This window comes from Ancylobacter terrae (assembly GCF_045108345.1).
Lineage (GTDB): Bacteria > Pseudomonadota > Alphaproteobacteria > Rhizobiales > Xanthobacteraceae > Ancylobacter.
In genome coordinates this window covers 1992944-2016179 of the sequence record NZ_JBJGXH010000001.1, presented here as the reverse complement: position 1 = coordinate 2016179, position 23236 = coordinate 1992944, and the positions used below count along the sequence as shown (strand labels likewise).

General features: G+C 69.3%; 26 protein-coding genes. 9 read left to right on the top strand and 17 right to left on the bottom strand.

All coding sequences use genetic code 11. The features are described 5' to 3' along the window. Nucleotides 1–94 precede the first annotated feature (94 nt). From ACEUEL_RS09600 to rpsF, 14 genes are all read right to left on the bottom strand, one after another. Nucleotides 95–523 carry a GNAT family acetyltransferase gene (locus tag ACEUEL_RS09600; protein ID WP_405704279.1) on the bottom strand — a complete coding sequence of 143 codons (429 nt, stop codon included), beginning with the start codon at nt 521–523 and terminating at the stop codon, nt 95–97. Nucleotides 524–560: 37 nt separating this feature from the next. Next, nucleotides 561–824, bottom strand: a complete 264-nt coding sequence (locus tag ACEUEL_RS09595) for a hypothetical protein (RefSeq protein ID WP_405704277.1) — start codon at nt 822–824, stop codon at nt 561–563. A 24-nt stretch (nt 825–848) separates the two neighbouring features. Next, nucleotides 849–1607, bottom strand: coding sequence for an SDR family NAD(P)-dependent oxidoreductase (locus ACEUEL_RS09590; protein WP_405704275.1), 759 nt, complete (start codon nt 1605–1607; stop codon nt 849–851). 20 nt (nt 1608–1627) lie between these two features. Next, nucleotides 1628–2044, bottom strand: a complete 417-nt coding sequence (locus tag ACEUEL_RS09585; RefSeq protein ID WP_405704274.1) for a VOC family protein — start codon at nt 2042–2044, stop codon at nt 1628–1630. A gap of 162 nt (nt 2045–2206) precedes the next feature. Then, nucleotides 2207–3685, bottom strand: a complete 1479-nt coding sequence (gene purF / locus ACEUEL_RS09580; RefSeq protein WP_405704273.1) for an amidophosphoribosyltransferase — start codon at nt 3683–3685, stop codon at nt 2207–2209. 87 nt (nt 3686–3772) lie between these two features. Next, the gene (locus tag ACEUEL_RS09575) at nt 3773–4357 is read right to left on the bottom strand and encodes a CvpA family protein (RefSeq protein WP_405704271.1); all 585 of its coding nucleotides are present in this window, start codon (nt 4355–4357) and stop codon (nt 3773–3775) included. A gap of 109 nt (nt 4358–4466) precedes the next feature. Continuing rightward, a complete protein-coding gene (radA, locus tag ACEUEL_RS09570) occupies nt 4467–5897 on the bottom strand; it encodes a DNA repair protein RadA (RefSeq protein WP_405704270.1) in 1431 nt (476 codons plus the stop codon). Between the two features lie 13 nt (nt 5898–5910). Beyond that, nucleotides 5911–7032, bottom strand: a complete 1122-nt coding sequence (gene alr / locus ACEUEL_RS09565) for an alanine racemase (RefSeq protein WP_405704268.1) — start codon at nt 7030–7032, stop codon at nt 5911–5913. Between the two features lie 2 nt (nt 7033–7034). After that, complete coding sequence (locus tag ACEUEL_RS09560; protein WP_405704266.1) at nt 7035–8528, bottom strand: replicative DNA helicase; 1494 nt, start codon at nt 8526–8528, stop codon at nt 7035–7037. Nucleotides 8529–8682: 154 nt separating this feature from the next. Continuing rightward, nucleotides 8683–9942 (bottom strand): class I SAM-dependent methyltransferase, encoded by a 1260-nt coding sequence (locus tag ACEUEL_RS09555; protein ID WP_405704264.1) that lies wholly within the window; start codon nt 9940–9942, stop codon nt 8683–8685. 199 nt (nt 9943–10141) lie between these two features. Further along, the gene (gene rplI, locus ACEUEL_RS09550; RefSeq protein WP_405704262.1) at nt 10142–10702 is read right to left on the bottom strand and encodes a 50S ribosomal protein L9; all 561 of its coding nucleotides are present in this window, start codon (nt 10700–10702) and stop codon (nt 10142–10144) included. Between the two features lie 39 nt (nt 10703–10741). After that, complete coding sequence (locus ACEUEL_RS09545) at nt 10742–11692, bottom strand: DUF2232 domain-containing protein (RefSeq protein ID WP_405704261.1); 951 nt, start codon at nt 11690–11692, stop codon at nt 10742–10744. A gap of 141 nt (nt 11693–11833) precedes the next feature. Then, a complete protein-coding gene (gene rpsR, locus ACEUEL_RS09540; RefSeq protein WP_405704260.1) occupies nt 11834–12100 on the bottom strand; it encodes a 30S ribosomal protein S18 in 267 nt (88 codons plus the stop codon). Further along, a complete protein-coding gene (rpsF, locus tag ACEUEL_RS09535; RefSeq protein WP_405704259.1) occupies nt 12100–12591 on the bottom strand; it encodes a 30S ribosomal protein S6 in 492 nt (163 codons plus the stop codon). Before rpsF ends, rpsR begins: the two co-directional genes overlap by 1 nt. Before the next feature lie 320 nt (nt 12592–12911). Between rpsF and fabD the strand changes: the two genes are divergently transcribed. The 9 genes from fabD to ACEUEL_RS09490 all read left to right on the top strand — a co-directional run bounded on the left by fabD (nt 12912) and on the right by ACEUEL_RS09490 (nt 20198). After that, the gene (fabD, locus tag ACEUEL_RS09530) at nt 12912–13862 is read left to right on the top strand and encodes an ACP S-malonyltransferase (protein WP_405704257.1); all 951 of its coding nucleotides are present in this window, start codon (nt 12912–12914) and stop codon (nt 13860–13862) included. A 16-nt stretch (nt 13863–13878) separates the two neighbouring features. Next, the gene (fabG, locus tag ACEUEL_RS09525; RefSeq protein ID WP_405704255.1) at nt 13879–14616 is read left to right on the top strand and encodes a 3-oxoacyl-[acyl-carrier-protein] reductase; all 738 of its coding nucleotides are present in this window, start codon (nt 13879–13881) and stop codon (nt 14614–14616) included. Nucleotides 14617–14937: 321 nt separating this feature from the next. Continuing rightward, complete coding sequence (locus ACEUEL_RS09520; RefSeq protein ID WP_405704253.1) at nt 14938–15177, top strand: acyl carrier protein; 240 nt, start codon at nt 14938–14940, stop codon at nt 15175–15177. Between the two features lie 84 nt (nt 15178–15261). Beyond that, complete coding sequence (gene fabF, locus ACEUEL_RS09515; protein WP_405704252.1) at nt 15262–16524, top strand: beta-ketoacyl-ACP synthase II; 1263 nt, start codon at nt 15262–15264, stop codon at nt 16522–16524. A 119-nt stretch (nt 16525–16643) separates the two neighbouring features. Then, entirely contained in the window at nt 16644–17741 is a 1098-nt protein-coding gene (mltG, locus tag ACEUEL_RS09510) for an endolytic transglycosylase MltG (RefSeq protein ID WP_405704250.1), read from the top strand. A 109-nt stretch (nt 17742–17850) separates the two neighbouring features. Further along, nucleotides 17851–18738 carry a YicC/YloC family endoribonuclease gene (locus ACEUEL_RS09505; RefSeq protein ID WP_405704249.1) on the top strand — a complete coding sequence of 296 codons (888 nt, stop codon included), beginning with the start codon at nt 17851–17853 and terminating at the stop codon, nt 18736–18738. A 5-nt stretch (nt 18739–18743) separates the two neighbouring features. Further along, nucleotides 18744–19400: a guanylate kinase gene (gene gmk, locus ACEUEL_RS09500; protein ID WP_405704248.1), complete on the top strand. Its 657-nt coding sequence runs from the start codon at nt 18744–18746 to the stop codon at nt 19398–19400. A gap of 6 nt (nt 19401–19406) precedes the next feature. Continuing rightward, on the top strand, nt 19407–19679 hold the full coding sequence (locus ACEUEL_RS09495) for a hypothetical protein (RefSeq protein ID WP_405704246.1): 273 nt from the start codon (nt 19407–19409) through the stop codon (nt 19677–19679). Between the two features lie 60 nt (nt 19680–19739). Further along, the gene (locus tag ACEUEL_RS09490; RefSeq protein ID WP_405704244.1) at nt 19740–20198 is read left to right on the top strand and encodes a hypothetical protein; all 459 of its coding nucleotides are present in this window, start codon (nt 19740–19742) and stop codon (nt 20196–20198) included. Here ACEUEL_RS09490 and rsmA read toward each other — a convergent pair. The 3 genes from rsmA to ACEUEL_RS09475 all read right to left on the bottom strand — a co-directional run bounded on the left by rsmA (nt 20177) and on the right by ACEUEL_RS09475 (nt 23137). Next, nucleotides 20177–21052 carry a 16S rRNA (adenine(1518)-N(6)/adenine(1519)-N(6))-dimethyltransferase RsmA gene (gene rsmA / locus ACEUEL_RS09485; RefSeq protein WP_405704243.1) on the bottom strand — a complete coding sequence of 292 codons (876 nt, stop codon included), beginning with the start codon at nt 21050–21052 and terminating at the stop codon, nt 20177–20179. The two genes, ACEUEL_RS09490 and rsmA, sit on opposite strands and share 22 nt — an antisense overlap. Nucleotides 21053–21062: 10 nt before the next feature. Beyond that, nucleotides 21063–22070, bottom strand: coding sequence for a 4-hydroxythreonine-4-phosphate dehydrogenase PdxA (gene pdxA, locus ACEUEL_RS09480; RefSeq protein WP_405704241.1), 1008 nt, complete (start codon nt 22068–22070; stop codon nt 21063–21065). 89 nt (nt 22071–22159) lie between these two features. Further along, entirely contained in the window at nt 22160–23137 is a 978-nt protein-coding gene (locus tag ACEUEL_RS09475) for a peptidylprolyl isomerase (RefSeq protein WP_405704240.1), read from the bottom strand. Between the last annotated feature and the right edge of the window lie 99 nt (nt 23138–23236).

Below are 23236 nucleotides of genomic sequence, written 5' to 3'. Positions count from 1 at the left end.
CCATCGCCCGCGGCGCGCCTGCCGGAGGCGCCCGCCACCCTATGATGCCCGCCGCCCTGCGATGTCGCCCGCGGTGGGCAGGGACGAGCACCGCCTAGGAGGCGGTCGGCTCCAGCCACTTGCTCATGGCCACGCGGGGCGCCACCTCGAAGCCGAGGCGTTCGTAGAAGGCGACGACGCCGGTGTTGGTCGCGCGCACCAGCAGGTGCGCCTTCGGGACACCGCGCTCGCTCAGCCACCGCTCGGCGGCCGCGATCATCCGCCGCCCGATGCCGGCGCCGCGCCTGTCGGGGGCGACGGCGACGTAGTAGAGCCAGCCGCGGTGCCCGTCATGGCCCACCATCACGCTGCCGACGACGCGGGCCGCGTCCACGCCGAGCAGGATGTCGGATCCGGCGCCGGCGCGGGCGAAGCGGAAATCCGCCGCGGGGTCGTTGTAGGGCGCGACGAGGTCGCAGGCCCGCCACAGAGCGACGACGGCGGATTCGTCCTCCGGCGCGGCGGCCCGGATGGTCAGCGGCATGGTCGCTCCGGGTTGAGGGTGAGCGCCCCGGCGGCCCTCAGGCCGTGTACCAGTCGACGATGTCGAGCACGGCGAGATAGCCGCAGGCGAGCGGGCAGGTGACGAGGAAGACCAACGGCCAGGCGTTGGCGCCGTCGAGCGAATAGGCCAGCAGGGCGTAGCTGCTCGCCGCCGCGATGAGGGCGAAGGGGATCAGCGCCGCCGCCTGGCACGCGCCGCGATACAGGCTGAACGCCCGCGACTGCAGATAGAGATAACCGGGCACGGTGAGGATCACCAGAAGTCCGGGCAACAGGTTCATCGCCCGGCTCCCGGAACGACCCACTCAATATGGTAAATGATAGGTTAACAGCCGCCCCGTTGTGAACTCGAAAATCTTGCCCGTCTCCTCGAAATCCGGCCGGCAGAGCGCGAGGATGGCCTGCGCCACCTGCTCGGGCGCCGGCAGCGTCTCCGGATCCTCGCCGGGGAAGGCCTTGGCGCGCATGCGCGTGCGGGTGGGGCCCGGGCTGAACAGGTTCACCTTGAGGTTCGAGAGATTGGCGCTCTCCGCCGCCCAGGTGCGCGCGAGCGCCTCGAGCCCCGACTTGGTGACGGCATAGGCGCCCCAATAGGCCCGCGCCTTGTGCGCCGCGCCGGAGGTGACCAGCACCGCGCGCCCGGCGGTGGAGAGCCGCAGCAGCGGATCGAAGGAGCGCACGAAACGCCAGTTGGCGGTGAGGTTCACCGCTACCGCGTCGTCCCACTCCTTCGGCTCGACCTGGGCGAGGGGAGTCATCGGGCCGAGCACGCCAGCATTGCCGACGAAGATGTCGAGCCGCCCGAAGCGCTCGTACAGCGCGCCGCCGAGCCGGTCGATGCCGGCGAAATCCTTGAGATCGAGCGGCACCAGCGTGGCGCTGGAGCCGGCGGTATTGATGGCGTCGTCGAGTTCCTCCAGCGCGCCGGAGGTGCGGCCGACCGCGACGATATGGGCGCCCGCCGCGGCGAGGGCGAGGGCGGTCGCCTGGCCGATGCCGCGCGTGGCGCCGGTGACGAGGGCGATGCGGCCGTCGAGCGGCCGCGCGGCGGTGGGATCGGTCATCCGGCGTTCCTCGGGAGTTGTCAGGTGTCGTCGGTCAGAACCACGGAGGGCGCCGACCGCCGGGCCGGTCCGTGATAGACGGCCTCGATGTTGTTGCCTTCCGGGTCGAGCACGAAGGCGGCGTAATAGCCGGGATGGTACTCGCGCAGGCCCGGCGCGCCATGGTCGCGCCCGCCCGCCGCCAGCGCCGCCGCATAAAAGCGCTGCACCATCGCCGCGTCAGCCGCCTGGAAGGCGATATGGGCGCGGCCGGTGGTCGGTTCGCCGGTGCTGACAAAGAGTTCGTCGCAGAAGAAATAGCCCTCGCCGTCGACCAGCGGCACGCCGAGCACCTCCAGCACCGCGCCGTAGAAGCGCCGGCAGGCGTCGAGGTCGGCGACCACCAGCTGGATGTGGTCGATCAGCCGGCCGCGATGCCATTCGTTCAGTTCGACCACGCCGCGACCTCCTTGGTGCTTGAACCGGTCATCCGGAATGTCGTCGTCCCGGATGGCCGCGGGCCGGTCCGGGATCGCGGGAAGCGGGTCACCGTCGAGCCATCCCGGCTCCAAGCGTCGCTCCGGCCGGGATGACGGCGTATTCTCGGGTTTCCGCCCGCCTCAGCTCGCCTCGGCCAGCAGCGAGAGCTGGCGCGGGGCGACCTTGTCGTGGAGATCGGTGAGCGGGGTCGGGTATTCGCCGGTGAAGCAGTGGTCGGTGAACTGCGGGCGCAGCGCGTCGCGGCCCTCATAGCCCATGGCGCGGTAGACGCCGTCGATGGACAGGAAGGCGAGGCTGTCGGCGCCGATATAGCGGCGCATGCCCTCCACATCGAGCGAGGCGGCGAGCAGCTTGTCGCGGTCGGGCGTATCGATGCCGTAGAAGTCGGGGTGGGTGATGGGCGGCGAGGAGATGCGGAAATGCACCTCGCGCGCGCCCGCCTCGCGCATCATGCGCACGATCTTCACCGAGGTGGTGCCGCGCACGAGGCTGTCGTCGAGCAGCACGATCGATTTGCCCTCGACCACCGAACGGTTCGCCGAGTGTTTCATCCGCACGCCCTGGTCGCGCACCGACTGGGTCGGCTGGATGAAGGTGCGCCCGACATAGTGGTTGCGGATGATGCCGAGTTCGTAGGGGATGCCGGCGGCCTGCGCATAGCCGATGGCGGCGGGCACGCCGGAATCGGGCACCGGCACCACCACCTCGGCATTAGCAGGGGATTCGGCGGCGAGCTGCATGCCGAGCTTCTTGCGCACCTGGTAGACGCTGCGGCCGCCGACGATGGAGTCGGGACGGGCGAAATAGATGTATTCGAAGATGTCCGGGCGCGGGTCGACGATCGGGAAGGGGCGCAGCGTCTCGACCTTGTCGGAGGAGAACACGATGACTTCGCCGGGCTCGACGTCCCGCACGTAGCGCGCACCGATTATGTCGAGGGCGCAGGTCTCCGAGGTCAGGATCGGGTGGCCGTCGAGCTCGCCGAGCACCAGCGGGCGGATGCCGAGCGGGTCGCGCGCGCCCACCAGCTTCTTGTTGGTGAGGCCGACAAAGGCATAGGCGCCCTCGAGCTGGCGCAGCGCCTCGATGAAGCGCTCGATGAAGCGGTTCTTCTTGGAGCGGGCGACGAGGTGCAGCACCACCTCGGTGTCCGAGGTCGACTGGCAGATGGCGCCCTCGCGCACGATCTGCCGGCGCAGCGTCAGCCCGTTGGTGAGGTTGCCGTTATGGGCGATGGCGAAGCCGCCGCCGTCGAGCTCGGCGAAGAGCGGCTGGACGTTGCGCAGGATGGTCTCGCCCGTCGTCGAGTAGCGCACATGGCCGACCGCGATCGGGCCGGGGAGGCGTTTGATCGCCTCGCCATCGGAAAAAGCGTCGCCGACAAGGCCGAGACGGCGTTCCGAATGGAACCGGCGCCCGTCATAGGTGACGATTCCGGCCGCTTCCTGGCCGCGATGCTGCAGGGCGTGCAGGCCGAGCGCGGTGATCGCGGCGGCGTCGGGATGACCGACGATGCCGAACACGCCGCATTCCTCGCGCAGGCGATCGGCATTGGGATCGAACAGGTCGTCCATCGCGCCCGCATCGGTCACGTTCATCAGACAGTCTCCGGTCCTGTACCGTGCGGGCTGACAGGCGCCATGCGCCGCTCGCACCCCTAACGATTGCCGGAGCACCCCGGCGGTCTACTGCGCCGGCGCCGTCGGGCGCGCCGGTGCGGTGGGCTCCGGCGGGGGCTCGGTCGGCTCGGCATCCGTGTCCTTCGGCCCGCGGATTTCGCGGATCAGCTTCTCCGGATCGTCCGGCAGGATTGAGATGAGCCAGTCACCCGCATTTTGCAAGACGACCCGGGAGCGCGCGTCCTTGATCCAGGCCGGCTGGCCCTGCTCGTTCTGGGCGAGCCAGTTGAAGAACAGGAAGGCCACCACCACTATAAGGAATCCGCGCGCCAGCCCGAACAGGAAGCCGAGCGTGCGGTCGAGCGCGCCGATGCGGCTGTCGAGGATGGCGTCGGAGATCCGCACGGTGATGATCGAGACGATCAGCAGCGTCAGCAGGAACACGCCGCCGACCGCCGCCGCCATCGCGAAGGTGTCCTGCGAGATGTACTGCTTGGCGAGGGGCAGGGCGTGCGGATAGCCCCAGAGCGTGACGCCGGCGGCGATCACCCAGGAGGCGATCGCGAAGACCTCGCGCATCAGCCCGCGCACCATGGCGAGCATCCCCGAGATCAGCATCACTGCGAGAAGGATGATGTCGAGCAGTGTCACGCGGGGCGCACCATGGCTGGAAACAGAACCCGCGGGCCGACGACGGGAATCGCCGTGCGGCCGCGGGTGATGGGCTGCGCGGGACGTATACCGCGCCGCGTGCGCCGCGTCATCCGTCTTCTGACGCGGCCTGTGGAACGCCTTGATTCCGCGCGCGCCTCGGCGCCCGGGCGACGATGTCGGCGACGAGATCGGCCAGCGTCGTCACCGCGTCGACGGCGATGCCGGGCTCGCCGGACGCGCTCCCCGTGCCGCTGCGGGCGGAGGGGATGACGGCGCGGGTGAAGCCGAGCTTCGCCGCCTCCTTCAGCCGCGCCGCCTCGTGCGCGACCGGGCGCACCGCGCCGGTGAGGCTGATCTCGCCGAAATGCACGCTCTCGGGCGAGAGCACCGCTCCGCTCAGCGAGGACACCAGCGCCGCCGCCACCGCAAGGTCCGCCGCCGGCTCGGCGATGCGGAAGCCGCCGGCCACCGCCAGATGCACGTCGTGGCCGCCGAGCTTGATGCCGCAGCGCGCCTCCAGCACCGCGAGCACCATGGAGAGGCGGCTCGGGTCCCAGCCGACCACGGCGCGGCGCGGCGTGCCGAGCGAGGAGGGCACCACCAGCGCCTGGATCTCGACCAGCACCGGGCGCGTGCCCTCCATGCCGCCATGCACCGCCGTGCCCGGCGCATGGCCCTCGCGGTTCGACAGGAACAGCTTCGAGGGATTGTCGACCTCGGCGAGGCCGAGCCCGGTCATCTCGAACACGCCGATCTCGTCGGTCGGCCCGAAGCGGTTCTTCTGGGCGCGCAGGATGCGGAACTGGTGGGCGCCATCGCCCTCGAAGGAGAGCACGGCGTCGACCATGTGCTCGACTACGCGCGGGCCGGCGATCTGCCCGTCCTTGGTGACATGGCCGACCAGCACGATCGCCGCGCCCGCCTGCTTGGCGTAGCGGATCAGCACCTGCGCCGAGGAGCGCACCTGCGTCACCGTGCCGGGCGCGGATTCCGCTGTGTCGGTCCACATCGTCTGGATCGAATCGATCACCACCAAAGCGGGCGGGCGCCCCGCCGAGAGCGTGGCGACGATGTCCTCGACATTGGTCTCGGCGGCGAGCTGCACCGGGGCGGGGGACAGGCCGAGCCGCTCGGCCCGCAGGCGCACCTGCGCCGAGGCTTCCTCGCCCGAGACATAGACGACGCGATGGCCGGCACTGGCCAGCGCGGCGGAGGCCTGGATCAGCAGGGTCGACTTGCCGATGCCGGGATCGCCGCCGATCAGCAGCACCGAGCCGGGCACGAGGCCGCCGCCGGTGACGCGGTCGAACTCGCCGATGCCGATCCGCGTGCGCGGCGCATCGAGCGTGGTGCCCGACAGCCCCTCCAGCGGGAACACCCGGCCCTTGCGGCCGCCGCGCTGGGTGGCGGGGAGGGCGGTGGCGACCTCCTCCTCGGAAATGCTGTTCCAGGCGCCGCAGGAATCGCACTTGCCCTGCCAGCGCACATGCACCGCGCCGCAGGCCTGGCAGATGAAGGCGGTCGAGCGCTTGGCCACGCGTGCTCCGGGCTCAGTCGATCCAGCGGCGATAATAGCGCCGGCCGAGCGAGGTCAGCACCTCATAGCCGATGGTCTCGGCATGGGGGGCGAGATCCTCGATGGTCAGACCCTCGCCGAGCAGGGTGACGAAGTCGCCGCGCCTGGCCGCATCGGGCGGCAGGTCGGTGACGTCGATGGCGATCAGGTCCATCGAGATGCGGCCCATCAGCGGGCAGCGCCGCCCTGCGACGATCGCCTCCGCGCCGGGGCGCAGATCATAGGAGCCGGCGAGGCGGGGAATGCCGTCGGCATAGCCGCCCGAGACGATGGCGACGCGGCTCGCGCGCCGGGCGGTCGCGGCGGCGCCGTAGCCGACCGTCTCGCCCTCCTGCACGTCACGCAGCTGCACGATCCGGAGGTCGAGCCGCACCACCGGCCGCAGCGGCGGCATGCCGAGCCGCGCCCGCCCGCCATAGACGGCGATGCCCGGCCGCACGAGATCGAAATGGCTCTCCTTCAGCCCCACCGTGCCCGCGGAATTGGCGAGCGAGGCCGGCACGCCCGGAAACAGCTTCGCGATGGCGTGGAAATCCTCGACCTGCCGGGCGGTCAGCGGGTGGCCCGGCTCGTCGGCGCAGGCGAGATGGCTCATCAGCAGGGCGATGTCGAAGGCGAGCTCGTCGCGCCGGTCCGCCATGCCGATGGCGCAGGCGGGCGAGACCCCGAGCCGGTTCATGCCGGTGTCGACATGCAGCGCGGCGGGCAGCCGCTGGCCGATGCGGGCGCAGAAATCGCCCCAGCCGTCGACCTCCTCCGGGCTGCCCAGAACCGGCCGCAGGCCGAGCTCGAGATAGACGGACTCGGTGTGCGGGAAGAGCCCGTTGAGGACATAGACGGTCGCGTCCGGCAGGGCGGCGCGCAGACGGCGCGCCTCACCCAGCAGCGCGACGAAGAAGGTGCGGGCGCCGGCGTTCCACAGCGCCTGCGCCGAGGCCTCCAGCCCGGTGCCGTAGGCATCGCCCTTCACCACCGCCGCGCATTCGGCGGGGGCGGCGAGCGCGGCGAGATCGCGGAAATTGGCGGCCAGTGCGCCAAGATCGATGGTCAGATGCCCGCCGGCTTCCTCTGCCCGCGGCAGCTCGTCGTTCTGCACGATCAATCACCCGTACGTGCCGGCAGATGGTCTTCCCGGGCCAGCGAGGAGAAGCGGGTATATTGCGGCTCGAAGGCCACCTTCACCGTTCCCGTCGGCCCGTGACGCTGCTTGCCGATGATCACTTCAGCGGTGTTCTGAACCGATTTCAGATCCGCATCCCACTTGAACCACTCTTCGGTGCCTTCCTTGGGCTCCTTGCCCTTCAGATAATACTCCTCGCGGAAGACGAACATCACGACGTCGGCATCCTGCTCGATCGAGCCGGATTCGCGAAGGTCGGACAATTGCGGACGCTTGTCGTCGCGGCTCTCGACCTGTCGCGAGAGCTGGGACAGCGCCATGATCGGCACGCCGAGCTCCTTGGCCAGCGCCTTCAGGCCGGTGGTGATCTCGGTGATTTCCTGCACGCGCCCCTGCGACGAGCTCTTCGAGGAGCCGGTGAGGAGCTGGAGATAGTCCACCACCATGAAGTCGAGGCCGCGCTGGCGCTTCAGCCGCCGGGCGCGGGCGCGCAGCTGGGCGATGGAGATGCCGCCGGTGTCGTCGATATAGAGCGGGATGGTCTGCATCATCTGCGCCATGCCCGCGAGCTTGTCGAAATCGGCCTCCGAGATGTCGCCGCGGCGGATCTTGTAGGAGGGCACCTCGGCCTGCTCGGCGAGGATACGGGTGGCGAGCTGCTCGGCCGACATTTCCAGCGAGAAGAAGCCGCAGATGCCGCCCTCGAGCGCGCGCACCGAGCCGTCCGGCAGGGTCTCGCCGCGATAGGCAGCGGCGACGTTGAAGGCGATGTTGGTGGCGAGCGCGGTCTTGCCCATGCCCGGGCGGCCGGCGAGGATGATCAGGTCGGAGGGCTGCAGCCCGCCCATCATGTGGTCGAGGTCGTCGAGGCCGCAGGCGAGGCCCGACAGGTGGCCCTCGCGCTGGAAGGCCCGGCTCGCCATGTCGACGGCTTCTTTCAGCGCGTCGGTGAAGCGCAGGAAGCCGCCATCGTAGCGCCCGGTCTCGGCCAGCTCGTAGAGCCGCTTCTCGGCCTCCTCGATCTGGTCCTGCGGGGTGGCGTCGATCGCCGCGTCGAAGGCCTCGTTGACGATCTCCTCGCCGATGGCGATCAGGTCGCGGCGCACCGAGAGGTCGTAGATGGTGCGCCCGTAATCCTCGGCGTTGATGATCGTCGTCGCCTCCGCCGCGAGGCGGGCGAGATATTGCGGGCCGGTCAGCCCGGCGATGTCGAGGTCGCCCGGCAGGAAGGTCTTCAGCGTGACCGGGGTCGCCACCTTGCCGGCGCGGATCAGCGCGCTGGCGGTCTCGTAGATCTTCAGGTGGATCGGCTCGAAGAAATGGCGCGGCTCGAGGAAGTCCGACACCCGGTAGAACGCCTCGTTGTTGACGAGGATGGCGCCCAGCAGCGCCTGCTCGGCCTCCACATTGTGGGGCGCGGTGCGGTAGGCGGGCTCGGCGGCGGCCACCGGGCGGGAAGGGGAATCGAGCATCGGGCTTCCGTTTGCGATCGGTCGGCAACAGCTAGCGCCGAGGGGGGCGCCGAGTCCGTCTGATTCGGCAGCCGTGCATTTTTGTCCTGTGGACGGGCTGTGGACAGCGAAATCGCGCTTGACCGTGCGAAGCGGGAATCCGCCCGCCGCCGGCTCACTCCCCCGCGAGTCTCAGCCCCGGCCGGGTGTGGGACTCGGTGGCGCGCAGGCGGGCCTCGGCGGCGGCGATGTAGTCGCGCGTCATCGGCACCACGCCCTCGGAGCGGGCGAGCTGGATCTGGAACACCATCATCCCCTGGTGGCGGAACGCCATCTCCGAGGCGGCGAGGTAGAATTCCCACATCCGCACGAAGCAGGCGTCGTAGAGCCGCTCGGCCTCCTCGCGATGGGCGAGGAAACGCGCCCGCCACGCCTTCAACGTCTCGGCATAATGTAGCCTGAGGATCTCGATGTCGGTGACGAGAAGCCCCGCCTTCTCGATCGCCGGCAGCACCTCCGACAGCGCCGGGATGTAGCCGCCCGGGAAGATGTACTTCGCGATCCACGGATTGGTGATGCCCGGCCCCTCCGAGCGGCCGATGGAATGGACGAGCGCGACCCCTTCCGGCGCCAGCAGCTCGGCGATGCGGCGGAAATAGGTCTCGTAATGGCCGATGCCGACATGCTCGAACATGCCGACCGAGACGACGCGGTCGAACGGCCCTTGCGTGTCGCGGTAGTCCTCCAGCCGGAACACCGCCCGGCCGGCGAGCCCGCGCTCCTCCGCCCGGCGGCGGGCGACGCCGAGCTGCTCCTGCGACAGCGTCACGCCGGTGACGCGCGCCTGCGCCTGCTCGGCGAGGTAGAGCCCGAGCCCGCCCCAGCCCGCGCCGATGTCGAGCACGGACAGGTCCGGCCGCTCCAGCCGCAGCTTGGCGGCGACATGGCGCTTCTTGGCGAGCTGGGCATCGTCGAGGCACTGGTCCGGGCGCTCGAAATAGGCGCAGGAATATTGCCGGTCGGCGTCGAGGAAGAGCGAATAGAACCGCCCGTCGAGATCGTAGTGGTGGGCGACGTTGCGCTGCGCGCGGCCCGGCGGGTTGAACTGGGCCCGGCGGCGGTGGAGATAGCGCAGGCGGGTGAGCAGCCGCGCGCCCGGGCCGGGCGGATCGAGCCCGACCTGCGACATCAGCATCGCCAGCAGCGCCGCGATGTCGCCGGCCTCAAGTACGAAGCCCTGTTCGGTGAAGGCCTCGCCCAGCTTCAGCTCGGGATCGAGCGCGACCGCCCGCTGCCAGTCCCGCGTGGTGAAGCGCATCCGCACCGGCGGGCCGGACCGGTCACCGAGCCGGATGCGGCGGCCGGAAGCCAGATCGAGGGTCAGGTCGCCGCGGCGTACGATCCGCGACAGCACGCGCGCAAGCAACCGCTCCATCGGCCGCCTCCACCGTTGCGGCCGCCTCGCCCCGGCGCGGCCGAGCCCAAGTCAAGGGCACATCTGTTCACTGATGAAAAACATTGCAACACAGACGAAAACCGATCGCAAGGCGGGACACGGCCCCGAAAACGCCGAACGGGCCCGACCGTTGCCGGTCGAGCCCGTCCGTTTGATGGATGACGTTAGGTAAATACGATCAGGCTTCGTCGGTGGCCTCGGCCTCGACTTCGGCGGCCTCGTCCTCGTCCTCGTCGTCATAGGCGTCGCGGGCCAGCGAGAGATCCTCGCCGCGGCTCTGGCGGGCGGCTTCCTCGGCGCTGCGGGCGACGTTCGCCTTGATCGAGACCTCGACTTCCGGGTGCAGGCTGACCGGCACGGCGTGGACGCCGATGGTCTTGATCGGGTGGTTGAGCACGATCTGCGCGCGCGAGACCGAGAAGCCGGCGGCGGTGAGCGCGTCGGCGAGGTCGCGGGTCGACACCGAGCCGTAGAGCTGGCCGGTCTCGCCGGCCTGGCGGACCAGCACGACCTCGGTGCCGTTGAGCTTCTCGCCGACGGCGGCGGCCTCGGTCTTCAGTTCGAGGTTGCGGGCCTCGAGCTGGGCCTTCATCGACTGGAACTTGGTCTTGTTGTCCTTGGTGGCGCGCAGCGCCTTGCCGGCCGGCAGCAGGAAATTGCGGGCAAAGCCGTCCTTCACGCGGACGACTTCGCCCATCTGGCCGAGCTTGGCGACGCGTTCGAGCAGGATCACTTCCATTGTGGTTCTCCGTGTCGTGTCAGTGTGTTCAACAGGTTTTCAGCGGTCGTTTGCGGCGGGGGGACCCGAACCGCGATTGGAAAAGCGCGCGCGCAGCCCGAAGGCCGTCTCGACGAAGCCGAGGACCGCGACGAGGGCGAACGGCCAGACCAGGATCAGGCAGGCCAGCCACACCGTGGCGATGACCAGCGCCCGCCCGCCGGCGCCGCGGGTGATGGCGTGGATGGTGGCGAGGCCGACCAGCGCGAAGGCCATGGCCAGCGTCGCGGTCAGCAGCGTGCCGACCAGCCCGAGCAGCCCCGAGGTGCCCAGCGCGACACCGAGCGAGCCGAGGAAGACGAGGCCCGCCTCGCGCGGCAGGCTGGCGGCGGCGAGATCGGGCCAGGGCCGCATCAGCCGGCCCGAGGTGCGCACGATGCGACCCGCCAGCCAGAGATTGCCGATCTGGGTGAGCATGGTCAGTGCCGCCGCGGTCGGCGGCATGATGGTGACCAGCAGGTCGACGAAGCGGCCGGCATCGCCCTGAAGTTCGCCCGTCCGGGCCTGGAGCTCGGCCTCGAACAGGGTGCGCAGCGCCGCCTTGTAGGTGTCGATGTCACCGGCGACGAGCGGCACCAGCGCGAGCACGGTGAGGGTGCCGGCGATCGCGGCGGCGAGCACGATGCGCCCGACCGGAAACCATTCGAGCGCGCCGTCGTTCGGCGCCGCCCGCGCCATCAGCGCCAGGAAGGAGAGCACATAGGCCGGCCCGCCCACGCCGGCGGCATAGGCGACGAGAAGCTCGTGGCCGAAAAAGCTGCCGATGGCGATGGTGCCGGCGCCGGCCGCGATCAAGGCGGCACGGTGCGACCAGCCGAGCCCGACGATGAGCACGGGCAGGGGGGCGAGGTAGAACAGCGGAACCGACAGCGCGCTGCCCGTCGCCACGGCAGCGACGAGAAGGGCGGAAGCCGCGCCGGCTCCCAGCGCTATGAGGATCGTCGTCAGCATCGACCAGCTGTCCCGCCGTCGCGGTTAGGGGCGGATCAGGTCCGCTCCAGCAGAGGCTTGCGGGAGGATCCCGCCGGCCCGTCGGAAAGAGCTGCGCCCGGCACGCGGCCGGGCGCGGCATTCAGAAGGTCGCGACCCGCCTCAGCGGATCACGAAGGGCAGCAGGCCGAGGAAGCGGGCGCGCTTGATGGCCGCGGCCAGCTCGCGCTGCTTCTTGGCCGACACCGCGGTGATGCGGCTCGGCACGATCTTGCCGCGCTCCGAGATGTAGCGCTGCAGCAGCCGCACGTCCTTGTAGTCGATCTTCGGGGCGTTGGCGCCGGAGAACGGGCAGGTCTTGCGACGACGGAAGAAGGGGCGACGGGCGCCGGACGAGGCGCCGCCGGAAGAGGTACCACCGAATGCCATCACACCGCCTCCGCGCTGGAATCGTCGCTGCTGGTCTCACGGTCGCGGCGCGGCGGACGGTCGTCGCGATCGCGACCCCCGCCGAAGCCACGGCCGCCGCCGCCACCGAAGCCGCGGTCGCCGCCGAAGCCGCGATCACCGAAGCCGCGCTCGCCGCGATCGTCGCGGTCGCGCTTCTGCAGCATCACGGACGGGCCTTCCTCGAGCTCGTCGACGCGGATGGTGAGGACGCGCAGCACATCCTCGTCGATGCGCTGCTGGCGCTCGAGCTCGGCCACCGCCGCCGGGGGGGCGTCGAGGTTGAGCAGCGAGAAATGCGCCTTGCGGTTCTTGCGGATGCGGTAGGTGAGCGTCTTCACGCCCCAGTATTCGGCCTTGGCGACGGTGCCGCCATTGGCTTCGATCACGCCCTTGAAGCGGGCGGTCAGTTCCTCGACCTGCTGCGCCGTAATATCCTGGCGCGCGAGGAACACGTGCTCGTAGAGAGCCATGTCTCGTGCCTTCCTTTTGGTTCCGCACTATTGCGGCCGCCGTCCCGGCGCCGAGCCCTTCGAGCCTCGGAAGGCTCGAACAATCTCGAAGGCGGGGACACGGGACGACGGATCCGCCAGGATCCTGCCATGCGCACGGCACGACCGTCCGTTCAGCCCCCGGCCGGGACCGACAGTGCGCGCGCTTATACTGAAAATGCGCGGGAATGCAAGGCAGGACGCCGATGCGGGGCCGGCGCGCTTGACACGGGCCGCGGGGAAGTGTTCCTCCCCGGACCCGATCGTCAGGGTTCCTTAACCAACGCCGCGAGCGAGGCCGAATGACCACCGCCTTCATCTTCCCCGGGCAGGGTAGCCAGGCCGTCGGCATGGGCAAGTCGCTCGCCGAGAATTTCGCGCCCGCGCGCGCCGTGTTCGACGAGGTGGACGCGGCGCTCGGCGAGAAGCTCTCCGCCATCATGTGGGACGGCCCGATCGAGACGCTGACGCTGACCGCCAACGCCCAGCCGGCGCTGATGGCCGCCTCGCTCGCGGCGATCCGCGTGCTGGAGGCCGAGGCCGGGCTCGATCTGTCCCGCGACGCCGCTTTCGTCGCCGGCCATTCGCTCGGCGAATATTCCGCGCTCGCCGCCGCCGGCAGCTTCTCCATCGCCGACGCCGCCCGCCTGCTGCGCCTGCGCGGCATCGCCATGCAGGCGGCCGTGCCGGTGGGCGCGGGCGCCATGGCCGCCATTCTCGGGCTCGACTACGACAAGGTGAGCGCGGTCGCCGCCGAGGCGGCCGGCGCGGGCGTGTGCGACATCGCCAACGACAACGCCCCCGGCCAGGTGGTGGTCTCGGGCGACGCCGACGCGATCGGCCGCGCCGTCGAGATCGCCAAGCGCGAGGGCGCCTCGCGCGCGATCCTGCTCCCGGTGTCCGCCCCCTTCCATTGCCGCCTGATCCAGTCTGCCGCCGACGCGATGCAGGCGGCGCTGGCCGGCGTCACGGTGAACGCGCCGGTGGTGCCGGTCGTCGCCAACGTCACCGCCGCGCCGGTGACCGCACCCGACGAGATCCGCGCCCTGCTGGTACGCCAGGTCACAGGCACGGTGCGCTGGCGCGAATCGGTGAGCTACATGGCGGGCGCGGGTGTCACCCGCCTCGTCGAGGTCGGCGCCGGCAAGGTGCTGGCCGGTCTCGCCAAGCGCATCGCCCGCGAGCTGGCGGTGGCCAATGTCGGCGGGGCCGAGGATATCGCCGCCTTCGCCGCCGCCCGCAGCGCCGCCTGAAGCAACAGGAGTTCCCATGTTCGACCTCACCGGCAAGACGGCCCTGGTCACCGGCGCGACCGGCGGCATCGGCGGCGCCATCGCGCGGGCCTTCCACGCGCAGGGCGCCAATGTCGCGCTCTCCGGCACCCGCCGCGACGTGCTGGAGGCGATGGCCGCCGAGCTCGGCGAGCGCGCCCATGTGCTGCCGTGCAATCTCGGCTCCACCGAGGAGGTCGAGCAGCTGGTGCCGCAGGCCGAGGAAGCGCTCGGCCCGCTGGACATCCTCGTCAACAATGCCGGTGTCACCCGCGACGGCCTGTTCATCCGCCTGAAGGACGAGGACTGGGACACGGTCATCGCCATCAACCTCACCGCCGCCTTCCGGCTCTCCCGCGCGGCGGCGAAGTCGATGATGCGCCGGCGCACCGGCCGGATCATCGGCATCACCTCGATCGTCGGCGTCACCGGCAATGCCGGGCAGGGCAACTATGCCGCCGCCAAGGCCGGCATGATCGGCATGTCCAAGGCCCTGGCCAAGGAGGTCGCCGCCCGCGGCGTCACCGTGAACTGCATCGCGCCGGGCTTCATCGCGACGCCGATGACCGACGCGCTGCACGAGAAGCAGCGCGAGGCGATTCTCGGCCAGGTGCCGGCGGGGCGCCTCGGTACCTCCGAGGACATCGCCGCGGCGGCGGTCTATCTCGCCTCCGCCGAGGCCGCCTACGTCACCGGCCAGACGCTGCATGTGAACGGCGGCATGGCGATGATCTAGAAATTGCCAGTGTGTCGCCACCGGCGATCGAGAAGAACAAAGGGATCGACCCGCGAATTCGATCCATTTCCTTGAGTTGCTTCGCGAAAATCAAAGTATTACCGGCGCCCCCGGCGCCGGGCCCGGGCGCTGGTCTTGCCCGTGGAAGTATGGTAACGACCCGCTCGGCTCATGGGGCCCGAAACGCGATGCGCCGTCGGCGCGATCCGATCGGACCTGTGGATGGGGCAGGAAATGAGCCTTCCGTCGTGCCGGCAGGCATGATGGCATCGAACGAAACACAGACTTTAGCGAACCTCCTGAACGGACGAGGGTGGACCGATGAGCGATATTGCCGAGCGCGTGAAGAAGATCGTGGCCGAACATCTGGGCGTTGAGCCGGAGAAGGTCACGGAAGGGGCGAGCTTCATCGACGATCTCGGCGCGGACAGCCTCGACACGGTCGAGCTGGTGATGGCTTTCGAAGAGGCGTTCAACGTCGAGATCCCCGACGACGCCGCCGAGAGCATCCTGACCGTCGGCGATGCGATCAAGTTCCTCGAGAAGAACGCCGCGGCCTGAGGGCCGCGCCAGCGGCGGACCCGGCGGCGCCCTGATGCGCCGCCGCATCCGCCCGCGATGTGAAATGTGCTTCGGAGACATGGGATGAGGCGCGTCGTCGTCACCGGCCTCGGCATGGTGTCGCCGCTCGGATGCGGTGTCGAAATCACGTGGCAGCGCCTCCTGGCGGGCCAGAGCGGCGCCCGCCGCATCGAGCACTTCCAGGTCGACGATCTGCCCTGCCGCATCGCCTGCATGATTCCGCGCGGCGACGGTTCCGCCGGCAGCTTCAATCCGGACGACTGGATGGAGCCGAAGGAACAGCGCAAGGTCGACGACTTCATCATCTACGCCATGGCGGCGGCCACCCAGGCTCTGGACGATGCCGGCTGGCATCCGCAGAGCTATGAGGACCAGATCGCCTCCGGCGTGATGATCGGCTCCGGCATCGGCGGCCTGCAGGGTATCGCCGAGACCGCGCTGCTGCTGCAGGAACGCGGCCCCCGCCGCGTCTCGCCCTTCTTCATTCCCGGCCGGCTGATCAACCTCGCCGGCGGCTATGTCTCGATCGCCCACGGGCTGAAGGGCCCGAATCACGCCGTCGTCACCGCCTGCTCGACCGGTTCGCACGCCATCGGCGATGCGGCCCGCCTCGTCGCGCTCGGCGATGCCGACGTCATGGTCGCGGGCGGCACCGAATCGTCGGTGAGCCGCATCGGCATGGCCGGCTTCGCCGCCTGCCGCGCGCTCTCGACCTCCTATAACGACACGCCCGAGAAGGCCTCGCGCCCCTATGACAAGGACCGCGACGGCTTCGTGATGGGCGAGGGCGCCGGCGTCGTCGTGGTCGAGGAACTCGAGCACGCGCTCGCGCGCGGCGCCAAGATCTATGGCGAGATCGTCGGCTACGGCATGTCCGGCGACGCCTTCCACATCACCGCCCCCTCCGAGGACGGCGACGGCGCCTATCGCTGCATGTCGGCGGCGCTGAAGCGGGCGGGCATCACCGCCTCCGAGATCGACTACATCAACGCCCACGGCACCTCGACCATGGCGGACGAGATCGAGCTCGGCGCGGTGCAGCGCCTCGTCGGCAATGCCGCGGCGACCATCTCGATGTCCTCGACCAAGTCGGCCATCGGCCATCTGCTCGGCGCCGCCGGCGCGGTGGAGGCGATCTTCTCGCTGCTGGCGATCCGCGACCAGATCGCCCCGCCGACCATCAACCTCGACAACCCGTCCGTCGAGACGCCGATCGACCTCGTGCCGCACACCGCGCGCGAACGCAGCATCGACTATGCGCTGTCGAACTCGTTCGGCTTCGGCGGCACCAACGCCTCGCTGGTGTTCCAGCGCTACCGGAACTGATCCGATCGCGAAACCGGCCCGATCCGCGTGATGTGATGGGGCCGGCTTCCCTCTTTGGCCACATTTGCGGCTAGTCTGCCGGAGCGTTACGCCCCCGCGAGCGCCACGCGAGGCAGTCCATGACCGAGACCGAACCCGCTCCGAAATCGACCGCCTCCAAGCGCGCCGGCCATCCGCTGGTGGTCGCGGGCAGCGCCGTCTTCACCTTCCTGCTGGTCGCGATCATCTTCGGCGGTACCGCGCTGTGGGTGGGGCAGTCCCGCTTCGTCGCGCCGGGACCGCTGCCGCAGGACACCAACGTCGTCATTCCCGAGCAGACCGGGCTGCTCGAAATCGCCGACATCCTCGCCAACAAGGGGGTGATCAGCGACAAATGGGTGTTCATCGGCGGCGCGCTGGGCAGCCGCGCCACCGGCAAGCTGAAGGCCGGCGAGTACGCCTTCACGCGGGAAGCCTCGGCGCAGCAGGTGCTCGCCACCATCGTCTCGGGCAAGGTGGTCGAATACACCGTGACCATCCCCGAGGGCCTCACCAGCGACCAGATCGTGCAGCGTCTCGCCGAGGCGGACATCCTCACCGGCCTGGTGCGTCAGGTGCCGCGCGAGGGCACGCTGCTGCCCGAGACCTACAAGGTGACCCGCGGCACCTCGCGCGAGGATCTGCTGCGGCGCATGGCCCGCGAGCAGCAGCGCGTGCTGAAGGACATCTGGGCGAACAAGTCGCCCGACCTGCCGCTGAAATCACCGGATGAGCTGGTGATTCTCGCCTCCATCGTCGAGAAGGAGACCGGGCAGGCGGACGAGCGCGCCCGCGTCGCCGCGGTGTTCGTGAACCGGCTCAACAAGAAGATGAAGCTGCAGTCCGACCCGACGATCATCTACGGGATCGTGCGCGGCAAGGGCAAGCTGGACCGGCCGCTCACCCGTACCGACATCAACACGCCGACGCCCTTCAACACCTACGCCATCGAGGGCCTGCCGCCCGGCCCGATCGGCAATCCCGGCAAGGCCTCGCTGGAGGCGACCGCCAATCCCGCCACCTCCAAGGACGTCTATTTCGTCGCCGACGGCACTGGCGGCCATGTCTTCGCCGAGACGCTGGACCAGCACAACAAGAACGTCGCCCGCTGGCGCGAGATCGAGCGCACGCAGAAGGCCGCCGACCCCGCAGCCCCTGCGGCGCCGGCCGGCGGCACCGGCGCCTCCGGCGTGAACTGACGCCCGGTCGGGCTGTACCGCGCGGACGGCCGCTTATCGGCTTGAGCCCCTCAAGGGGGCTCGTTATGGTCCGCCCCGCCGGCCCGGGAGGCCCGCGGGAGGAATCGCGATGGCGTTCACCAGCATGACCGGATTTGCCCGCGCCAACGGCGTCGCGGGTGCCTGGAGCTGGGCCTGGGAGCTGAAATCGGTCAACGGCAAGGGGCTCGACATCCGGCTTCGCCTGCCGGTCGGCTGGGAGGGGCTGGAGATCGGCCTGCGCCAGTCCGCCGCCACCCGGCTGAACCGCGGCAACGTCACCGCCAACCTCACCATGAGCCGTGCCGGCGCGGCGGTCGCCGTCCGCGTCAACGGCGAGGTGCTGCGCGCGGCCTATGCGGCGGTCCGCTCGGTCGCCACCGAGATCGGCGCGCCCCCCGTCGCGCTCGATGCGCTGCTGGGCGTCAAGGGCGTGCTGGAGGTCACCGAGGCGGAGGAGACCGAGGCGGAGCGGCGCGTCGCCGAGGCAGCCGTGCTGGCGGGCTTCGAGGCCGCCCTGGAGAGCCTCGCGCAGATGCGCCGCAGCGAGGGCGCCGCGCTGGCGAAGGTGCTGGGCGGGCGGCTCGACGAGATCGAGCGCCTCGCGGGCGCCGCCGAGACCTCGCCGGCCCGCCGCCCCGAGGCGATCCGCGCCAAGCTCGCCGAGCAGATCCGCGCGCTCATCGATACCGGCGCGAATTTCGATCCCGACCGGCTGCACCAGGAGGCGATCCTGATCGCCGCCAAGGTCGACGTGCGCGAGGAACTCGACCGTCTCGCCGCCCATGTCGCGGCGGCCCGCGCGCTGATCGCGGAGGGCGGCGCGGTCGGCCGCAAGCTCGATTTCCTGTCGCAGGAATTCAACCGCGAGACCAACACGCTCTGCTCCAAGGCGAACGACGTCTCGCTAACCGCCATCGGCCTCGAGCTGAAGAGCGTGGTCGAGCAGTTCCGCGAGCAGGTCCAGAACATCGAGTGAGCCCTATGCCCGAGACCCACATCGCCCGCCGCGGGCTCATGCTGATCCTGTCCTCGCCCTCCGGGGCGGGCAAGTCGACGCTGGCCCGGCTGCTGCTGGAGCAGAACCCGGACATCTACCTCTCCGTCTCCGTCACCACGCGCGGGCGCCGGCCGAGCGAGGTGGAGGGCGTGCACTACCAGTTCCTGTCGAGCAAGGAGCGCTTCGAGCGCATGCGCGACGGCGGCGACCTGCTGGAATGGGCGGAGGTGCACGGCAATTTCTACGGCACCCCGCGCGAGCCGGTGGAAGCCGCCCTGCGCGCCGGCCGCGACGTGCTGTTCGACATCGACTACCAGGGCGCCGAGCAGCTCTATGCCCGCATGCGCGAGGACATCGTCGGCGTCTTCGTGCTGCCGCCCTCGGCGCATGAGCTGAAGACCCGGCTGGAACGCCGCGCCGAGGATGCCTCCGGCGTGATCGAGAAGCGGCTGAAGAACGCCCGCACCGAGATCGCGCACTGGGAGGACTATAATTACGTGCTGGTCAACGAGGACCTGAACAGCACCTTCGCCAACCTGCGCAACATCCTGCTCGCCGAGCGCCTGCGCCGCGAGCGCCAGCAGGGCCTGCCGGCGATCATTGCGCGGCTCGACGACGAGCTGGCCGAACTTACAAGGTAAGTTGGCATGTCATCTTCTCTCCCGTCCGAGCAAGATACTTTGGTAGGGTATTTTTGCCGACATTTGGTTGCTTTATGTATTGCTTTCCGCGCGCAAGATGGAGGGACTCCTAAGAGAAAATTTGCCGTGTATCCTGGATTAATTATCGAAATCGGCGGTAAAGTCCTTTTTCTCACTGCTGGGCATAGTTTGGAGCAAATCCGCAACGGAATAGAGGGGGAGATTTTATCTGAGTATAACGCGGTGTTGGCTGACACATTCGGAGATTCAGCCTCGTAAAAATTGCCTATACCATTTGCAATTGACATTAAGAGTTTCATTTATGTAAATAATGATCTTATGGATTTTGGTTTCATCGAATTGAGTTCGTATTATGTCAATTTATTAATTAAAAATGGCATCGTAGTATTAAAGGATGAAAATTGGGCGCATCAGGGCGGCATCGGTTTTGACAGATATGCTGTTCTAGGGCCGCCTGCTGAACTTATTGTAAAGAATGAGATTTCCACCAGCGAGTGGATTGTTTCAGTCGTTATGCTTCCGGTGGATGCCTTGAATGAAGAAGGCGGCAGAGTGGACAGTCCGTTTTTAGGGAAGCTTGCGCCTCATCCACTTGAGAGCATCAAGGGGATGAGTGGTGGGCCGATTTTTGGTTTCAAGAAATACGAAGACGGCTCAATGAAATATTGGATTGTTGCAATTCAAAGTAGTTGGATAAAGCACGAACAAACAATAAAAGGATATAAGATACCAATAATTGCAGAGTGTATTAATAATTATTTTTCCGCGTTATCTTGATTGCGCCGTACGCGCATCCGCTCCCACGCATTCGCCAGCGCCACGAAGCCCTCGACCGGGATTTCCTCCGCCCGGGCGGTCGGCTCGATGCCGGCGGCTTCCAGCAGCGCGCCGGCCTCGACGCCGAGGCTCTTCAGGCTCTGGCGCAGCATCTTGCGGCGCTGGCCGAAGGCGGCTTCGGTGACACGCTCCAGCGTGCGCCGGTCGCAGGGCAGGGGGCTTGCGCGCGGCACCAGATGCACCACCGAGGAGGTGACCTTGGGCGGGGGCACGAAGGCGGAGGGGGCGACGTCGAAGGCGATGCGGGCGCTGGCCCGCCAGCCGGCCAGCACGCCGAGCCGGCCATAGGCTTTCGAGCCGGGCGCGGCGACGATGCGCTCGGCGACCTCGCGCTGGAACATCAGCGTCAGGCTCTCATACCAGGGCGGCCAGGGCTCGGCGGTGAGCCAGCCGATCAGCAGCGGCGTCGCGATGTTGTAGGGCAGGTTGGCGACGATGCGCACCGGCCCGCCGCCCGCCAGCGCCGCCATGTCGACCGCCAACGCGTCACCTTCCACGATCTCCAGCCGGCCGGGATAGCGCGCCGCGATCTCGCCGAGCGAGGCGATGCAGCGCGAATCGCGCTCGATCGCCACCACGCGCCGGGCCCCGAGCGCCAGCAGCGCCCGCGTCAGCCCGCCCGGTCCGGGGCCGACCTCGACCACCGTGACGGCGGAAAGGTCGCCCGCCGTGCGCGCGATGCGCGCGGTGAGGTTGAGGTCGAGCAGGAAGTTCTGGCCGAGCGACTTGAGCGCGTTGAGGCCATGCGCGCGGATCACCTCGCGCAGCGGCGGCAGGTCGTCGATCGCGCTCATCGGGGCACCCTCATGCCGGCTCGAAGACGCGGTGATCGGCGAGGCGGCGGGCGAGCCGCAGCGCCTCGATGAGGCTGGAGGGATCGGCGCGGCCGGTGCCGGCGATGTCGAACGCCGTGCCGTGGTCGGGCGAGGTGCGGATGAAGGGCAGGCCGAGGGTGACGTTCACCGCGCGGTCGAAGGCCAGCGCCTTCACCGGCCCCAGCACCTGGTCATGATAGGCGCCGATGGCGACGTCATAGGTCGCGCGCGCGGCGGCGTGGAACATGGTGTCGGCGGGGATCGGGCCGCGCGCGTCGATGCCCTCGCGCCGCAGCGCTGCGACGGCGGGGCGGATCACCGCCTCGTCCTCCTGGCCGATGGCGCCGCCCTCGCCGGCATGCGGGTTGAGCCCGCAGAAGGCGAGGCGGGGCCGCGCGACGCCGAAGCGCGTGGAAAGGTCATGAGCGGTGATGCGCCCGGTGTCGACGAGGAGATCGTAGGTCAGGCGCTGGGGGACCTCGCTGATCGGGATGTGGATCGTCGCCGGCACCACGGCGAGCTCGGGCGACCACAGCAGCATCACCGCCCGCGGGGCGGGATCGGCGGCGAGATGGGCGAGGTATTCGGTGTGGCCCGGGAAGCCGAAGCCGGCGCCATACAGCACCGCCTTGGCAATCGGATTGGTGATGAGGGCGGCCGCCGCGCCCGACCGCGCCAGCGCCAGCGCCGCATCGACCGCGGCCTTGGCCGCCGCCGCGCTGGTGCCGTCCGGCTGGCCGGCGGGCGCGGTCGCCTCGGGACCGGCGGGCATGACCGGGAGCGCGTCGGCGAAGACGGCTTCCGCCTCGCCCGGCGCCACGATGCGCAGCGGCACGTCGAGGCCGAGCAGCGCCGCCCGCCGCGCGAGGCAGCCCGGATCGCCGCAGATGAGAAAGGCCGGCAGCTTCGCTTCGCGCCGCCGCAGCCACGCCATCAACGCCACGTCGGGGCCGATACCGGCGGGTTCGCCGAGCGACAATGCGAGGGGAGCGGACATGGGGCTGGCACCACTGGGCACGAGGACCACCGGCCAAGCCGGTCTGCCCTCGCTTACGCCAAGCCGCCCGCCGGTTCAACGCGGCAGGTTCAGCGGCGATACTCGATCAGCGAGGACTTGCGGGCTTCCTCGAGCAGGCGCTTCGACTGCGTCTCGAACTGCTTGTTCTGCAATTCGTCGCGCACTTCGCGCTTCTGCACGCTGTCGCCCACCACCTCGCGCTTGTTGCAGATGGCGACCATCTCGACGCCCGACTGGGTGACCTCGAACGGGGTGAGCTTGCCGACGGGCGTTTCCTCCAGCAGCTTGCGCAGGCCGGCGGGAACATCGGCCGAGGTGCGGATCACCGGATCGCGCACCACGGTCTCTTTCAGCGCCCGGGCTGCGGCGAGCCCGCTGTCGCAGTCGCTGAAGCGCTGGCGCAGCGCGTTGGCCTCGCTCGCCCGCTGCGCCCGCACCGCCGGGGCGGCGTTGCGCGGCACCACGAGCACGATCTGGCGGATGGTGTATTCGGTGGTGCGCTGCACGGCGGCGCCGACCTCGGTGCCCTTCGCCTGCATGGCGGCGAAGATGTCGGAATCGCGCACCTGCGTCGCCGAGGAGAAGCGGGCGCGCACATAGCCGTTCCAGACATAGTCGGCGCGCATCTTCGCCTTCAGCGCGCGGGCGTCGACGCCCTGCTGCGCCAGTCCCTGCGTCAGCTGTTCCGGCGTGCGCCCGGTGCGGCTGGCGGTGTTGGCGAACATCTTGTTGAGTTCGTCGTCGTCGACGACCACGCCGAAGCGCTTGGCGGTGAAGATCTTGAGACGGTCGTCGATCACCGCGTCCAGCGCCTGCTTCTGGTTCAGGTTCTGACGCTCGGTGACCTGGGCGAGCTTGATCCGCTGCGACACGTCATAGGCCGTCACCGGCTCGCCATTGACCATGACGAGGATCTGCGCCGACGCCGGGGCCGCGCCGAGGAGCATCAGCGTCGCCACCGCCCAGGCCAGCCGACGCAGGGGCTGCGCCCAGCGGCGCGGCAGGCGGCGGAGGAGGGCAGCGGTGTGAGCGAGATCCGTCGGCATGGTGCGTGATGTCTCCGGCAGGGCATATCCGTCGAGGCGCGCGGCCACCTCGGGTCCCCTTCTGGGGTTCGCTTGTGGCATCAATGCGACGCGCGGCGT

Excerpts from the sequence above, each read along its gene's own strand:
- pdxA (WP_405704241.1), bottom strand. The coding sequence starts at position 22,070 with ATGTCCGCTCCCCTCGCATTGTCGCTCGGCGAACCCGCCGGTATCGGC.
- ACEUEL_RS09505 (WP_405704249.1), top strand. The coding sequence starts at position 17,851 with ATGGCGTTCACCAGCATGACCGGATTTGCCCGCGCCAACGGCGTCGCG.
- ACEUEL_RS09495 (WP_405704246.1), top strand. The coding sequence starts at position 19,407 with ATGTCATCTTCTCTCCCGTCCGAGCAAGATACTTTGGTAGGGTATTTT.
- purF (WP_405704273.1), bottom strand. The coding sequence starts at position 3,685 with ATGAACGTGACCGATGCGGGCGCGATGGACGACCTGTTCGATCCCAAT.
- rplI (WP_405704262.1), bottom strand. The coding sequence starts at position 10,702 with ATGGAAGTGATCCTGCTCGAACGCGTCGCCAAGCTCGGCCAGATGGGC.
- gmk (WP_405704248.1), top strand. The coding sequence starts at position 18,744 with ATGCCCGAGACCCACATCGCCCGCCGCGGGCTCATGCTGATCCTGTCC.
- ACEUEL_RS09545 (WP_405704261.1), bottom strand. The coding sequence starts at position 11,692 with ATGCTGACGACGATCCTCATAGCGCTGGGAGCCGGCGCGGCTTCCGCC.
- mltG (WP_405704250.1), top strand. The coding sequence starts at position 16,644 with ATGACCGAGACCGAACCCGCTCCGAAATCGACCGCCTCCAAGCGCGCC.
- ACEUEL_RS09475 (WP_405704240.1), bottom strand. The coding sequence starts at position 23,137 with ATGCCGACGGATCTCGCTCACACCGCTGCCCTCCTCCGCCGCCTGCCG.
- ACEUEL_RS09595 (WP_405704277.1), bottom strand. The coding sequence starts at position 824 with ATGAACCTGTTGCCCGGACTTCTGGTGATCCTCACCGTGCCCGGTTAT.
- ACEUEL_RS09520 (WP_405704253.1), top strand. The coding sequence starts at position 14,938 with ATGAGCGATATTGCCGAGCGCGTGAAGAAGATCGTGGCCGAACATCTG.
- fabD (WP_405704257.1), top strand. The coding sequence starts at position 12,912 with ATGACCACCGCCTTCATCTTCCCCGGGCAGGGTAGCCAGGCCGTCGGC.
- ACEUEL_RS09490 (WP_405704244.1), top strand. The coding sequence starts at position 19,740 with ATGGATTTTGGTTTCATCGAATTGAGTTCGTATTATGTCAATTTATTA.
- rpsR (WP_405704260.1), bottom strand. The coding sequence starts at position 12,100 with ATGGCATTCGGTGGTACCTCTTCCGGCGGCGCCTCGTCCGGCGCCCGT.
- rpsF (WP_405704259.1), bottom strand. The coding sequence starts at position 12,591 with ATGGCTCTCTACGAGCACGTGTTCCTCGCGCGCCAGGATATTACGGCG.
- rsmA (WP_405704243.1), bottom strand. The coding sequence starts at position 21,052 with ATGAGCGCGATCGACGACCTGCCGCCGCTGCGCGAGGTGATCCGCGCG.
- ACEUEL_RS09600 (WP_405704279.1), bottom strand. The coding sequence starts at position 523 with ATGCCGCTGACCATCCGGGCCGCCGCGCCGGAGGACGAATCCGCCGTC.
- fabG (WP_405704255.1), top strand. The coding sequence starts at position 13,879 with ATGTTCGACCTCACCGGCAAGACGGCCCTGGTCACCGGCGCGACCGGC.
- ACEUEL_RS09555 (WP_405704264.1), bottom strand. The coding sequence starts at position 9,942 with ATGGAGCGGTTGCTTGCGCGCGTGCTGTCGCGGATCGTACGCCGCGGC.
- ACEUEL_RS09560 (WP_405704266.1), bottom strand. The coding sequence starts at position 8,528 with ATGCTCGATTCCCCTTCCCGCCCGGTGGCCGCCGCCGAGCCCGCCTAC.
- fabF (WP_405704252.1), top strand. The coding sequence starts at position 15,262 with ATGAGGCGCGTCGTCGTCACCGGCCTCGGCATGGTGTCGCCGCTCGGA.
- ACEUEL_RS09590 (WP_405704275.1), bottom strand. The coding sequence starts at position 1,607 with ATGACCGATCCCACCGCCGCGCGGCCGCTCGACGGCCGCATCGCCCTC.